General features: G+C 36.8%; 16 protein-coding genes. 1 reads left to right on the plus strand and 15 read right to left on the minus strand.

Annotation, left to right across the window (positions count from 1 at the left end; genetic code table 11):
• Nucleotides 1–15: 15 nt before the first annotated feature.
• The 3 genes from NSQ92_RS21920 to NSQ92_RS21930 all read right to left on the minus strand — a co-directional run bounded on the left by NSQ92_RS21920 (nucleotide 16) and on the right by NSQ92_RS21930 (nucleotide 2,133).
• Nucleotides 16–678, minus strand: a complete 663-nt coding sequence (locus tag NSQ92_RS21920; RefSeq protein WP_047940960.1) for a methionine ABC transporter permease — start codon at nucleotides 676–678, stop codon at nucleotides 16–18.
• Entirely contained in the window at nucleotides 671–1,420 is a 750-nt protein-coding gene (locus NSQ92_RS21925; RefSeq protein WP_047940961.1) for a methionine ABC transporter ATP-binding protein, read from the minus strand. The genes NSQ92_RS21920 and NSQ92_RS21925 overlap by 8 nt, the downstream gene beginning before the upstream one ends.
• A 95-nt stretch (nucleotides 1,421–1,515) precedes the next feature.
• Complete coding sequence (locus tag NSQ92_RS21930) at nucleotides 1,516–2,133, minus strand: LysE/ArgO family amino acid transporter (protein WP_341153230.1); 618 nt, start codon at nucleotides 2,131–2,133, stop codon at nucleotides 1,516–1,518.
• 125 nt (nucleotides 2,134–2,258) lie between these two features.
• Between NSQ92_RS21930 and NSQ92_RS21935 the strand changes: the two genes are divergently transcribed.
• The gene (locus tag NSQ92_RS21935; protein ID WP_095258309.1) at nucleotides 2,259–3,713 is read left to right on the plus strand and encodes an aminotransferase-like domain-containing protein; all 1,455 of its coding nucleotides are present in this window, start codon (nucleotides 2,259–2,261) and stop codon (nucleotides 3,711–3,713) included.
• Between the two features lie 17 nt (nucleotides 3,714–3,730).
• On the opposite strand, the gene NSQ92_RS21940 is transcribed toward NSQ92_RS21935, so the two are convergent.
• From NSQ92_RS21940 to NSQ92_RS21995, 12 genes are all read right to left on the minus strand, one after another.
• A complete protein-coding gene (locus NSQ92_RS21940) occupies nucleotides 3,731–4,387 on the minus strand; it encodes a FusB/FusC family EF-G-binding protein (protein WP_047940964.1) in 657 nt (218 codons plus the stop codon).
• Nucleotides 4,388–4,514: 127 nt separating this feature from the next.
• On the minus strand, nucleotides 4,515–4,790 hold the full coding sequence (locus NSQ92_RS21945) for a CD3324 family protein (RefSeq protein ID WP_061797124.1): 276 nt from the start codon (nucleotides 4,788–4,790) through the stop codon (nucleotides 4,515–4,517).
• A 226-nt stretch (nucleotides 4,791–5,016) separates the two neighbouring features.
• The gene (locus NSQ92_RS21950) at nucleotides 5,017–5,997 is read right to left on the minus strand and encodes an LLM class flavin-dependent oxidoreductase (RefSeq protein ID WP_095321932.1); all 981 of its coding nucleotides are present in this window, start codon (nucleotides 5,995–5,997) and stop codon (nucleotides 5,017–5,019) included.
• 37 nt (nucleotides 5,998–6,034) lie between these two features.
• On the minus strand, nucleotides 6,035–7,030 hold the full coding sequence (locus tag NSQ92_RS21955; RefSeq protein ID WP_251687800.1) for an LLM class flavin-dependent oxidoreductase: 996 nt from the start codon (nucleotides 7,028–7,030) through the stop codon (nucleotides 6,035–6,037).
• A gap of 92 nt (nucleotides 7,031–7,122) precedes the next feature.
• Nucleotides 7,123–7,425, minus strand: a complete 303-nt coding sequence (locus NSQ92_RS21960; protein ID WP_095258312.1) for a DUF3219 family protein — start codon at nucleotides 7,423–7,425, stop codon at nucleotides 7,123–7,125.
• A gap of 51 nt (nucleotides 7,426–7,476) precedes the next feature.
• Nucleotides 7,477–8,574 carry a sensor histidine kinase gene (locus tag NSQ92_RS21965; protein WP_341153231.1) on the minus strand — a complete coding sequence of 366 codons (1,098 nt, stop codon included), beginning with the start codon at nucleotides 8,572–8,574 and terminating at the stop codon, nucleotides 7,477–7,479.
• A complete protein-coding gene (locus tag NSQ92_RS21970) occupies nucleotides 8,574–9,251 on the minus strand; it encodes a response regulator transcription factor (protein ID WP_341153232.1) in 678 nt (225 codons plus the stop codon). Before NSQ92_RS21970 ends, NSQ92_RS21965 begins: the two co-directional genes overlap by 1 nt.
• Nucleotides 9,252–9,351: 100 nt before the next feature.
• A complete protein-coding gene (locus NSQ92_RS21975) occupies nucleotides 9,352–10,167 on the minus strand; it encodes an ABC transporter permease (protein ID WP_251687798.1) in 816 nt (271 codons plus the stop codon).
• Nucleotides 10,164–11,174, minus strand: a complete 1,011-nt coding sequence (locus NSQ92_RS21980; protein WP_341153233.1) for an ATP-binding cassette domain-containing protein — start codon at nucleotides 11,172–11,174, stop codon at nucleotides 10,164–10,166. The genes NSQ92_RS21975 and NSQ92_RS21980 overlap by 4 nt, the downstream gene beginning before the upstream one ends.
• Before the next feature lie 270 nt (nucleotides 11,175–11,444).
• Entirely contained in the window at nucleotides 11,445–11,786 is a 342-nt protein-coding gene (locus NSQ92_RS21985) for a zinc ribbon domain-containing protein YjdM (RefSeq protein WP_047940971.1), read from the minus strand.
• 84 nt (nucleotides 11,787–11,870) lie between these two features.
• Nucleotides 11,871–12,368 carry an LURP-one-related/scramblase family protein gene (locus tag NSQ92_RS21990; protein WP_047940972.1) on the minus strand — a complete coding sequence of 166 codons (498 nt, stop codon included), beginning with the start codon at nucleotides 12,366–12,368 and terminating at the stop codon, nucleotides 11,871–11,873.
• Nucleotides 12,369–12,609: 241 nt separating this feature from the next.
• The gene (locus NSQ92_RS21995) at nucleotides 12,610–13,881 is read right to left on the minus strand and encodes a globin-coupled sensor protein (RefSeq protein WP_328283391.1); all 1,272 of its coding nucleotides are present in this window, start codon (nucleotides 13,879–13,881) and stop codon (nucleotides 12,610–12,612) included.
• Between the last annotated feature and the right edge of the window lie 434 nt (nucleotides 13,882–14,315).

Below are 14,315 nucleotides of genomic sequence, written 5' to 3' on the forward strand. Positions count from 1 at the left end.
TTCTTATCTCCTCATTTATCTTTTATCAATTACTTTTGCTATTGCTGTACCAGTAAACTGAATAGCCTGTACTAATATGACCATAATAATAATCATATAAATCATTAAATCTGTTTTAAATTGTTGATATCCATAACGAATCGCAAAATCTCCAATACCGCCGCCGCCAACAACTCCCATAATGGTTGAATAAGAAATAAAGCTGATAATCGAAGTTGTTAGTCCTAGCACAAGTCCAGAACGAGCTTCTACGTAAAGAAATTTGAAGATAACTTCCCTGACAGATGCTCCCATCGAAATGGCTGCTTCTATTACGCCTTTTGGCACTTCTAGTAATGATTGCTCCACTAAACGAGCATAATGAGCGATGGCAATAATCGATAATGGGACCGTTGCAGCTGCTGTACCCATAGCCGTTCCAATGATGATTCTCGTAAATGGAATAAGAAAGACTACTAATAATAAAAATGGAAAAGAACGAATAATATTTACTATTAAGTTCAGTGTAGAAAAAATTATTCGATTTTCGAGCATCTTTCCTTTTCTACTTAAGAAAAGCAATGTTCCGACTGGCAGTCCGATGATAATCGCTGCTAGGATAGACATGCCTACCATTATAAAAGTCTCCCCAATAGATTGCCAAATTTCCAATCTATATTGAATTAATATCTCAGGCATGGTCTACTTCACCATCCTTTTTCAGCTGTTCTACTAACCTTTTGGAGGTGTTATTTATTTGTTGAATTCCTTTTGGCTGGATTGCAACGGTATCATAAATTTCTCCATCTTCCAAAACTGTCACACGGTTACAGATGCTTTTGATTACCTCCATCTCATGACTGACGATTACAATCGTTACCCCTAGACGCTTATTAACGTCCTCTAGAACATGCAAGATTTCCCCTGTCGTTTTTGGATCAAGGGAAGAGGTTGGTTCATCACATAATAATACTTGCGGATTATTCGCAATTGCGCGTGCTATCGCTACACGCTGCTTCTGACCTCCGCTTAATTGTGCAGGATATTTATCCATAAAGCTATCCAATCCAACAAATCGGAGACACTCTATTACTCGATTTCGTCTGTCCTTTCTTGAATAGTTAGCCAATTCTAAAGACACTAGCACATTATCATAAACGGTCTTATTTGCAGCAAGATTGAAATGTTGAAATATCATCCCAATTGATTGACGGGCTTGTCGAAGTTCTTTATAGTTAATACTGGTCAGCTCTCGGCCGTCCACTAGCACTTCTCCTGCTTCCGGAACTTCTAATAAATTCATTAACCGCAGCAACGTGGATTTACCAGCACCACTCGCTCCAATAATTCCGAAAATTTCTCCTTTATGTATCGCTAAAGAAATAGACTTAATGACTTCATCATCCGCAAAACGTTTACTAACATTACGCAATTGAATCATTACATAACCCCCTTTTTCATTTGAAGGGCACTTACAGCCCTCTCATTATAGCGAAATATAAAGGAGATGTCATTCTGAATGCCCAAAGCGGGATGTCATTTTAAGATTATTAGATTTAGACCTAAATAAAGTGCCATCGCCCAAATAATAACTGCTGATACTTGGTTAATGCGTTTAATCAGCTTTCCACGCCCGGTGATTTGTCCAATCTTTCTCCCTGCTATTGCCAATAAACAAAACCAAATCCAAGATACACTTATACAAGCAGCAGTAAACAAGATTTTCTCCTCTCCAGTATAGGCTAAGGAGCTTGTGCCAATCACGCCGATTGTGTCGAGAATAGCATGTGGATTTAATAGAGAAACAGACGCAGCAAATGCTATTTGGCGGCGTGGAGAAAAGAATAGCTGTTCTTGCTTGCTCCCCACCATGGCTGCTGTTTTCCACATAGACCATCCCATATACGCTAAGAAAAAGAAGCCAACAGTAAAAAGCACTGTTTTCACCCATTCAAAGGTAAAAACTACTACTGAAACACCTGCAACTGCTAAATAAATAAGTAAACTATCACAAATACTAGCCGTAATTATGGCCGGTAACACATAACTAAATTTTTTATGCGTTGCTCCTTGATTAAATATAAATATATTTTGAACGCCTAATGGTAGTATTAACCCAAATGCTAATAAAATTCCATGTAATATTGGTTCCATCCTTATTCCCCCTTGCTTTTATTGAGCATAACGAAGAATAGGCTATCTGTCTCCATCCAATTGGATGGTTACAAACCCAACCATTTTGTTAAAATAAAAGAAAAAGCAAAGGGAGTATACAATTAATGGCAGAAATGGAATGGAAGCCACAAAAGGATTCAACCGTTTCCTTACACCAACAAATTACTACCTATCTGAAAAAGAAAATAATTCATGGAGAATGGACGATTGGTATGAAACTCCCTTCCCAAAGAAGTTTGGCAAAACAATTCGAAGTCAACCGGAGCACCATTGTTACAGCACTTGAAGAATTAGCTGCTGATGGGTTAATTGAAACAAAAGTAGGAAGTGGAACAAAGGTAATAAATAATACATGGAGTTTACTTGCCTCCACTCCACCTCCTGATTGGACTAGTTATGTTAAATCGAGCATTCATCGACCGAACATATCTATTATCCAAAAAATTAATAAAGCCGAAGCAAATCCGAATATTATTAGACTTGGTACTGGCGAGCTTTCTCCAAAGCTATTACCTAAAGCACGGATGGAAGAAATCTTTCACCTTAAGGACAATCTAAGCTTTTCACTTGGATATACCGAGCCTAAAGGAAGTTTAGCTTTGCGACAAGCGGTTAGTTCTTATTTAAAAAAGAAGGGAATAGTCGCTACCTCTGAATCGATCTTAATTGTTTCAGGCGGGCTCCAAGCACTTCAATTACTATCAATTGGTCTCTTAAAGCGAGGAGCAGCCATCTTTCATGAAACACCATCCTATTTAAGTTCCATCCATGTCTTCCAATCAGCAGGAATGCACTTATTAGGCCTGCCGCTCGATGAAGAAGGAATTACCTGTCATACCATTGGACGGCTAAAAAGACAGCATCAAGCCGGGCTGCTGTATACAATTCCTAACTTTCATAATCCAACTGGCATTGTCATGTCTGAAAGGAGACGAAAGGAGTTAATAGCAATTAGTCAAACAGAAGCAATACCTATCATTGAGGATGATGTATACGGAGATTTATGGTTAGACACTCCTCCGCCCAAGCCCTTAAAAGCACTTGATACACAAGGAAACGTTCTCTATATCGGAAGTATGTCCAAAACATTAAGCCCAGGGCTCCGAATTGGTTGGATTGTAGGACCTGAACCAGTTATCGGGCATTTAGCCGATATTAAGATGCAGACAGACTATGGTTCTAGCAGTTTATCTCAATTTGCTGTAGAAAGATGGCTGCAAAACGGATGGTACGAGGATTTCTTAACAGAAGTAAGAGCAGAGCTAAGACTGCGAAGAGATTTTACAAATAATCTATTAAAGAAAAATTTCTCTGATATTGCTGAATGGACAGTACCTAATGGCGGATTCTACATCTGGCTGAAATTAAAACCAATGATTTCTTCACGCAAGCTATTTGAGATTTCTCTTAAAGAAGGAATTCTTATCAATCCAGGCATCGTATACGATAAAGCAGATGACCGGCATCTGCGAATATCCTACTCCTATGCCTCATTAGAAGAATTAGAAAAAGGATTAATAACCTTAGCACAGCTTATCAACAGGGTAGCAGAGGGATGATTCCACCGAGGACGTTCTCAGTAAAATCGACCCTCTGCGGTCAGTAAAAATTCTTGCAAATATGCGGTATTGTCCATGTTCTTATTGCATTCGCTGCTATCTGTACAAATCAGGTTTCCGATAGCCTTGTAATAATCTGCATTTTTAGGTTTCTTGTCTTTGGTAATCGTTGAAAAATAGGCAACCTCTCCAAAGCTATTGCAGAAGGAACAAATATTTTTTTTATTAGTCGGCGTCATCTTCCCTTCCACCCCTACTAATTTCCCATCTAATTCATAAATGACAAATTTTCTATTAGACTTTCCATCTGTCCAGCTTAAATAGGTTAATTGATGAAGGTCTATTGTTGCAAAATCAGGTAATCTTAATTTCTTTTGCTTTGGGAATAATTTTTTTAGCTGCTGTTCTGTAATTTTTGGAAACGGCAATACATACTTAGCAAGTCGCTCTATATATTGTTCATATTCATCCTTTGTTTTCCATTTGGAAATATCCAATAACTCTTGCTGATCACTTGTTGCTTGGGGAAAAAGCTCGAAAATTTTTGCCTCAGCTAACTCCATTACTGCAGCTAACACTGTTTTAGGTAAACTTTTATTCATACTTTCTTTAATGTTGGAAATTTGCTTTTTGATAAAATTTAATTGTTCATTTTTTATAAATGCTTCTGTCATATCATTCTCTCCTATTAATGGATTATCCTCTCTTCCTATTTTAGTAAAGACACTCTATTTCTAAAATGGAAAAGATGACTAAGAAACGATTTTTACATAAAAAAACACTGATGAAAACTCACCAGTGCTATTCTTTATTTTTATGTGAATAGACGATTTTTTTAATTGTTTCTGTGGAGAGATGATATTCCTTCGCCAATGCTTGAACGGTGCTTCCATTTGCAAAAGCTGCTTTTATCGCATTATTTCTGCGATCCAGCATTAATCTTCCCCCACTTGAAGTTCCCCACTTCTTATGAGCATTTTCTTGTTTTGGAATATATAGAGTCTCGCCCTGGACATATTTTTGAATTTCCAAAATAAGCTTTTCAGGTAAAACATTCATTGCGTTTGTATACTTCAAATTTGCCCGCTCCCTTATTTTTATTTTTGTCTAAAATAAGGTGCAAAGCCAAAATATTAGTCAGCGATAAAATTAGTTGTTTCGCCCCATGCAAAGTATCGCCTTTCCAATAATAGGCTTTGCATGAGTGGAAGTAGTATCAGACAATCGTATATGATTCTCCAACTGTAAGCACCCCCTTTTTTCATTATTATAGCTAATTTTATCAAGTGTTTACATGAAAATTTCAAAGAACTGCTTCTGCCAGCAGTGTATAGGATTGCATTTTTTCTTCAAAATCATAAATGTTCGTAATAATCATCATTTCATCGGTTTGGTAGACTTTACTTAATTGGAGCAGTCCTTCTTTTACTTTTCCCGGGGTTCCAATGATTGCCCGTTTGCGATTTTTTCTTATGATTGCTTTGTCTTCTTCCGAAAGCCTTATACTTTCCGCCTCTTCCTTTGAAAGAAGGAAAGTATCTTGCCCTTTTTCGATTGCTAACAGCCATAGATCTTGACTTAATGCCATTTCTTCGGCTTCTTCTTGGGAAGGTGCACAAACAACAAATACACATACATTTGCCTGCGGATTTGCAAGAAAACTAGACGGCTGGAAGTTCTCTCTATAATGCTGCATGGCAATACTTCCGCTAATGGGGTTTATAAAGTGGCCATAAGTAAAAGCAGTTCCCTTTTCAGCGGCTAATCTAGCTCCTCGCTGTGAGACACCGAGCATCCACATTTCCGGCTGCGTTTCAACAGAAGGATAAGCTTGAACCTCGTGATTAGGCGAAGAACCTATGAGAAATTCTTGAAGTGCTGTTACTTGGCGAGGAAATTCATTTAAGCTTTTTCTAACCCCATCCGTAAGTGCCAAGCGGGTTGGGGTAGACCCCCCTGGAGAACGACCCATTCCTAAATCCATTCGATTCGGATAAAGTGCTTCTAACACTTTAAAGTCTTCTGCAATTTTAAAAGGACTATATTGGGGCAGTAAAACACCGCCTGATCCCACACGAATTCTGTTTGTCTGAGCGGCAATACTGGAAATAAGTATCTCTGGGGAGGTACCAGCGATGCCATTTGAGTTATGATGCTCCGCAACCCAAAAACGAGTGTAGCCAAGCTCCTCTGTTCGTTTTGCCAATTTAATGGTATTTGCGAGAGTCATGCTTGCATTCCCATTCTTACTTATTACAGATTGATCAAGTACACTTAACTTCACTTAAATACCTCCTTTCCTTTTCATCTAAAAAACTTTTTCACCAAACTTCCTTGGCAATTAGCTCATATGACTTTCTTCGACTCTCATAGCTATTAGTAATGGTTACAATCATGATTTCATCAGCACTGTAGACAGCTTGCAGCTCAGCCAATTGTTGTTTCACTTCTTTTGGGTTTCCAATCATCATCTTTTTGCGCATTTCTTGTATTCTTTCTTTCTCATCGCTTGTAAACGAATAATTTCTTGCTTCTTCCATAGTAGGAATGCGGTTATTTATTTCACCTTTATCCGTTTGGATTTTTGATAGGAACCAGCTTAAAGCAAGCTCTTCTGCTAGTTCGGAGGTTTCAGCGCAGATAACCGATACAGTTATGATAGCTTGTGGTTTTTGGAGACCGCTGCTCTGTCGAAATGCATTCCTGTATGTATTGACAATCTCGATTCCATCTTTGTCACTCATAAAATGGCCAAATGCATAGGCAGTCCCATAACTTGCTGCTTGAATAGCACTTTTTTCACTGGTTCCAAGGATCCATGGAACAGGAGGTATATCTGGAAGAGGATGTGCTGTTATTTTTGAAAACATCTGATCTGTTGGATAATTATTATATAAAAAATGGAGAAGATCTTTAATTGAGTTAGGCATATTTCGGACATTTTCTAAAAAATTCCCAGAAAGAGCTATCGAAGCTTCGGCCGATCCACCAGGTGCCCGTCCTATTCCTAGATCAATCCGATCGGGAAATAACGTTGCAAGCATATTAAATGTTTCTGCTACTTTATATGGTTTATAGTGTGGCAATAGTATGGCTCCTGCCCCAATTCTTATCTTTTCTGTATTGGCTCCGATATACCCAAGCATCACTTCTGGGGCAGAACTAGCAAGACCAGGGAAATCATGGTGTTCCGCAATCCAATATCTTGTGTATCCCAATTTTTCACCAGATTGAGCAAGCTTCATCGATTCCTTAAGTGCCTCCTGCGCACTCTTCCCAGATAATACAGGTGCTTGATCTAAAATACTTAATTTCATATAGATAACCGCCCTTTCCGTTTATAGAAGAAAAAAAAACAGATCGCTCTATCCACTTAACGGTGATCTGCTTTGCCAAACCCCTTCTAAATTTATTCCACTTCCATTAATTTTAAAGAGAAATCACTAGTACTGCCTTCATCAGAGAAATTGGTATAGGAGGTGGAATACTGATTAATTTCCCCTCTAAATTCCAATGACTTATCAGGAATGCTGACATCGAATATATTCTCATATAAAAACTTCGTAACTACGTGGTATTCTTCCCCACCTCTTACTTTAAACTCAAAGCTTACTACCGTTAACAGCTTCTCTGATTTTTTACTTTTCACCTTTTCCTCTTTAAAATTTGAAACCGTTAATGCAAAATCATTTAAGAAAACCTTATTGACCATTCTAATCGCTCCTTGTTTAAAAATGAGGGACGGGTTTCTACTGAGGTCGGGCTAATTGATCTCCGCAGAGCCGTCCCTCTGCTTTCCTATTTTTACTGTTATCTCTGTTCCTTTTCCTATTTGGCTTTTGACTTGGATTTCGCCTTTATGCAAGTCTATGATTTTTTTGACAATAGAAAGACCGAGGCCGTTTCCTCCTATATTTCGATTTCTTGATTTATCTGCTTTATAAAAGCGTTCAAATATATGCATGAGCGAATCCTGTTCCATGCCAATTCCTGTATCTCTTATTTTAACAGTAATAACCTTATTCTCCGATTTAAATGCCTCGACTGTTATAGTACCTCCTTTTGGCGTGAATTTTATACTATTATGAAGTAAGTTAATCCACACTTGATCAAGCATTTCTTCATCTGCCATAATTGTTATGTTCGCAAGGGAGATATCCATATCTATTTCTTTTTCTGTCCATTGTGGTTCATTGGCAAGAATAATTCGACGAAGCTGTCGATCTAATCGGTACTCTTTTTGCTCCAAAGGTAAATGCTCTGATTCTAAAGAGGTAAGTTTTAATAGGTTTTCACTTAATTTGGACAAGCGGATGCTTTCCATTTCAATGATGTCCAAATAGTGATTGCGTTCTTTTGGACTCAAATCATCATTTTTCAAAGCATGAGCAAACCCACTAATAGAGGTTAAGGGAGACTGAATTTCATGAGACACATTGGAGATAAATTCCTGACGCATTTCCTCCATTTCTCCTAATTTTTCTGCCATATGACTAATATTTGTTACTATTTGATAATAAGGATGATCATTGCCACCTTCTCTAAACTGATTTTTATAATAGGAAAGGTCAATATTAAAATTTCCTTCTGCTATCATTTTGATTGCTTGAATGATTGGGTATAAGTGTTTATCCTGTTTGGATCTAATCCACGGAATTTTTGAGATAACTGCTATTATGCATCCAAAGAGAAAGAATCCGGCAATTGAATTAATTAATTGTCTGATGAATTCGCTTGGAGATACTTGGATTGCTTCATAAAACCATGCTGTTAACCAATAGGAGAAGGACCAGCATACCATTAGAAAAATAATAATTGCAAAAATGCCTGCTATTCTTTTCATCCATTGTGAGAACTTCACTATTTAACCTCCAATCGATAACCAAGACCGCGAACTGTCGTTATTTTAAAGGGACAGTCCTCTTGGGCAAATCGCTGCCTTAGACGTTTTATATGAACATCAACGGTGCGCTCATCCCCCTCATAATCATAGCCCCATATATCTTCAATTAATTGTTCTCGCGAAAAAATTTTCTTTTGATGGGTTGCAAGCTTAAATAATAATTCAAATTCCTTTAAAGGTAATGTAATTTCAGCAACTCCAATAGAAATTTTATAGGTCTCTCGATTAATCACGACATTTCCTATCTCAATCTGATTGGAAACATTAATTTGGTAGCGCTTGAGAAGTACCTTCACCCTAGCAACTAACTCAGCAGGAGCAAAGGGCTTTACTAAGTAATCGTCCGCTCCTAGTTCAAACCCTCTCACTTTTTGCGTTGTTTCTCCTTTTGCTGTCAACATCAAGATTGGCATTGTCTCTGGGTAATAGGTTCGCACTTCACGGCAAAGTGTCCAGCCATCCATATTCGGCATCATAATATCAAGAATAATTAAATCTATTTTTGCTTGCTCGAGTATAGACATCGCGGCTTCTCCATCTTCTGCCTCCATAATAGAGAAGCCTTCCTTTATTAAAATGACACGGATTAATTCTCTAATATGTGGATCATCATCTACGACTAGTATTTTCGCCATATTATCATTCCTTTAAAAAAAATAAGGAGAACCGCTAATTTCATAGCCGTTCTACTTCATAGATTATTCTCTTTATTCTACCATTTAATCCTTCAAAAACTTATGCGCGTCTCATATAAGCCCGTACTGTAATCGGTGCAAAAATAGCTACTATTACGGCTGCTCCAACAAGAGAGATAGTGAAATCCAAGCCAATTGTTCCCGCGTTTGTTAAATCCCTAACTGCTGTAACTAAGTGAGAGATAGGATTAATTTTTACAAACCACTGAAGGAAATTAGGCATAGTATCAGCTGGAACAAAGGCATTGGACAGAAATGTTAATGGAAACAAGACAATCATAGAAATTCCTTGTACACTCGAAGCAGTTCGTGAAATAACACCCAAGAAAGCAAAGATCCAACTGATTGCCCAAGAACAAACAATAACAAGAATTCCTGCCAAGATCACAAAGCCTATACCACCATCTGGTCGATAACCCATAATATATCCCATCGTAAACGTAAGAGTTGTGGCAATGGTATAGCGAATAGTATCAGCAAGCAATGCTCCTGCTAAAGGAGCAATTCTGGCAATCGGCAAAGACTTAAAGCGGTCAAACACCCCTTTATCCATGTCCTCCCTGAGCTGGACACCTGTTACCACTGATGTTGTAATAACAGTTTGAACGAGAATTCCCGGAATAATAACCGGTAAATAGTTTTGCACATTGCCAGAAATAGCTCCGCCAAAAATATACGTAAACATAAGAGTAAAAAGAATCGGCTGTAAGGTAACATCTGATAATTGTTCAGGTGTACGCTTTATCTTAAGCAAACCTCTATAAGCCATTGTTAATGAATTTTGCACTGCTTGACGAAAAGTGGAGTTTCTGTAAATTTTTTGTTCTCTGGTTGGTTTTAATGTAGTAGTGCTCATACTAATCCCTCCCCTTTACTAGATTTATCTACATTTGCATTAGAACCAGTAATAGCTAGAAATACTTCATCTAATGTTGGCTTTTGCACACTTAATTCAGCCAATGGAATGCCCGCTGTCTTTAATGTCATAAGCAAATCGGTTACTTTATCCGCATCAGCCATTGGCGCTGTAATTTTTCCACCTTCTGCTGATACAGCTGATTGAACGTTAAGCACACGTTCCACAATCAGGCGAGCTTCCTGCATATTTTGTTCGTTTTGGATACTTAAGTGTAAGGAGGAAGTCCCGATAGATCCCTTCAACTCATTCACTGTACCTTCTGCGACCACTTTTCCATGATCGATGACCGCAACTCGATCTGCAAGTTCATCTGCCTCTTGCAAGTACTGTGTTGTCAGCAGGACTGTTGATCCCCCTTTTACTAATTTCCTGATTGTCTCCCACATTTGATTACGCGTTCGTGGATCAAGTCCAGTAGTTGGTTCGTCTAAAAAAATAAGTGGCGGCTGTGCAATAAGGCTCGCAGCTAAATCCAGTCGTCTCCGCATTCCTCCTGAAAAATTTTTCAATGGACGTTTTGCTGCTTCTGTTAAGCCAAACTCTTCTAATAATTCCATTGCTTTACGTTTTGATTCGATACGCCCTAAACCTAATAACCGAGAAAAAATGATTAAATTCTCTGTCGCGCTTAGGGATTCATCAACAGAGGCATATTGACCTGTTACACCAATTAATTGGCGAACTTGCTGTGGCTCCTTTCCTATATCGTAGCCGAAAATCTTTGCAGAACCTGCATCTGCCTTCAACAAAGTTGCGAGCATTCTAATCGTAGTTGTTTTCCCTGCTCCATTAGGACCCAGCACCCCATAAATAGAACCTGTGCGAACCTGTAAATCCACTCCATCAACAGCATGATTGTCTCCAAATACTTTTACCAGCCCTTCCGCTTCCACAGCCAATGCTCTACTATCTATAATCTTTTTATTATTAGTCACTTGATTCAAAGTAAATCCTCCCTCTTTCATCTTATGAAGTGATAATAAATTATAAATATGAACTAAATATGAACTGGAATAAAGAGATAGGTCGAAGCAATGACAGAAGTCTTTTTGTGAATGAAAATAGATCTCTATTATCAATAATCCTATCTATTTTTAGTGGCAATATTAAATTTATCTTTTTTGAAATAAGCGCAAAAAGACGGTTCTACCGGGGACAATAATATTAATTGCCCTCTAGTAGAACCGTCTTTTGACTGCCTTGGCCTTAAAAGTCTATACTTTCTTCACAAATTCCGATTTTAATTTCATTGCTCCAAATCCCGCAATTTTACAATCAATATCATGATCGCCGTCTACTAAGCGAATACTTTTTACCTTTGTTCCTTGCTTTAAAACTGATGAACTCCCTTTTACTTTAAGATCCTTGATAACCGTAACGGTATCTCCATCATTCAAAACATTTCCATTTGCATCTTTGATAACTTTGCTATCATCATTTGCCTCCATATTACTATTGAATGTCCACTCATGTGCACATTCCGGACAAACTAAAAAAGTTCCATCTTCATATGTATATTCAGATTCGCATTTTGGACAATTAGGCAAGGTGCTCATTATTTTATTCCTCCACTGGTTAATTTGTCTTTAAAAATATTATTATAACAAAAAGAAGGAAGCACCCCTATGCTTCCCTTTTCATTAATCTACAGAGGCAGAAGATGTAGCAGCTTGGTCTGCTTTTACACAATCAATTGCAACAACCAAAGCAATCAGTATCGCTTCCATTTCTTCCTTCAGTATTTGCACTTTATAGCTATCTCCCCAGGTAAACCACTCTTTGCTTACCCTGCCGACTTCTTCCCCATTCTGAAAAACGCGAAAATCCATATCCCACCAATTCCCACTTACTTCAATGCCAGCAGCATCAATGGTATAGCGGGATTTAAAGAAAGAAAACTCTTTGTTAATCGTTAAAACATTTTCCCCATTGATTTCTATATAAAACTTCGGTAAAAAGCTAAAGACCTTTTTGGTAATTAGGGCAATTTCATTATTGTTTGCATCCTTTATGGAAAAGGTTTTAGGGATTTTAAAAAAGCTTCCTTCCACATAATAAACATCTTTTTCCTGTTGATCCTTGACTGTAAATTTTTCATTAAGGCTAAAAATCTTTTGCTTCATATAGAGTTGTTTCATTCAGTGCCTCCATAATTAAAATAGTATCCTTTTCTCTACGAAAAGCCATCGGCTAAATCTACTTTCGTATAAAAGAGATGTTATCCTTATATTCAACACTTTATGACATAATACCTTTCTTATTCACTCATAAAAGCAGCGGCATACAACCAGTTATCTTCTAGTTAAATTCTTGTTTATCTTTTCCTATGATTTATTTTAATTTTTTGATAAAATTCCCTAATCCAATTCATTTATTTGTTTAGTTAGCTAACATTTCAGCTGAATGATTTATTTCATTTGTTGCTTGATAAAGTTGATTGACAATTAAATCACTGTTTTTTATCTCGGTAAATATTATTTCTGTTTTTTCTTTTGATTGCTGAACCGCATGGACAATTTGATTAAAAAACTCGATTGTTTCTTCCGTGATTTTTTGGTTTTTTACGATATCCTCATTAAAATCGGTAACTGAAATATGCACTTGTTTCACTTGTTGAGAAATATCCTTCACTAAAGAACCAATTTCTTCTGTAGATTGTTTAGTTAAACTCGATAATTTTCTAATTTCCCCTGCTACAACTGCAAATCCTTTGCCTTGTTCTCCTGCACGAGCGGATTCAATCGATGCATTTAATGCCAGAAGATTGATTTGATTAGCAATAGAAGTTACTACGTCTACTATACTATCAATCCTTTGGCTAACCATACTCATTTTCCTGATTTCATCTTGCAGAACAAGAATCTGATTTCTTATTAAACTGGCGGACTCTTTTTCTTGGCTCATTCTCCCTTTTCCGTCTTCAGATAATTCTTCTACCTTTTGAATGGCTTGCCCTCCATCTTTAGTGAGTATTTGAATTTTTTCAAATTGGCTGATGAGCTCTTTTAAAGAGGCACTTGTTTCTTCCGAAATTGCTGATAACTCATGAGCGGTTTCTTTCATTGTTTCCTGTATTTTTTCTTTTTCTGCTTCTTTTACTTTACGAAGAGACTCTTCCCTCAATTCATAGGATTCTAATACCAATTGTTGTTCTAAACTAAAGATTTTTTGGAGAGAACTAACAGCTTCAAATAATTCCGCTTTATTTTTAATTTCTTTGTAGAAAACTTCTATAATTGTATTCAGCAGCTGTTGAAAGGCATTAACATACCACTTCGTTCCTAATCCGATTTTGACATGGACATGGGCAATTCTTTTTCTCTGCATGACGTAAGATTCATTTACCTTCCCAGAAAATATTTCTTTAATATGGTGATATAATGTTTTTCCAAGTTTTTCAACATTGCTATAGGTATTAATAATTGTAATTAAGGAAGGTTCCTTCCCAATAGTTTCATAAAATGAATTTACTAGTTGCTGTGCTTCTCTTTCTATAATTGGCTGCAAAACAAATAATCGCTTCACATCTAGCTCTGTTAATCCAATCATTTCAATTTGGGTTTGTAATTCTTTGGGCAAATTAAAATCAACTTGTATGGTTCCTAAAGAGGAAAAATATAATTCTTCCTTTTTCTTTCCTAATAAGAGCATAATGAGGTCTCTCCTTGTTTGTTAGAAAATGTATATTTATAACTATTATACCATTCATTATATATATAGGTAAATGGACTTATTGATGTATATTGATATAATTAAAGATTCCATTTTTTTATAAACCTTATTTATAATTAACTATTTATTTAAAAATAAAATTGACTCATCCAATATGAAAAACACCATTAAATTATTATACAAAAATAACATTGAAACTATAATTCCATTTATAAATGGCCATAAAAAAAGAGAAGCCCATTGACTTCTCTTTATCTAGTTATGTTATCTAATCAACCTTGTCACTACTGATGCCATGCTTCACCATTTTTCTCTCTAAATCACCGGAAACTATTTCTCATCATAGAAGAAATTAGAAAATTATACTGCTTTCTTTCGATTCTTTTAACAGATGATTTACAATTTACAAAAGA

The sequence above is a fragment of the Niallia sp. FSL M8-0099 genome (assembly GCF_038006945.1).
GTDB classification, from domain to species: domain Bacteria; phylum Bacillota; class Bacilli; order Bacillales; family Cytobacillaceae; genus Niallia; species Niallia circulans.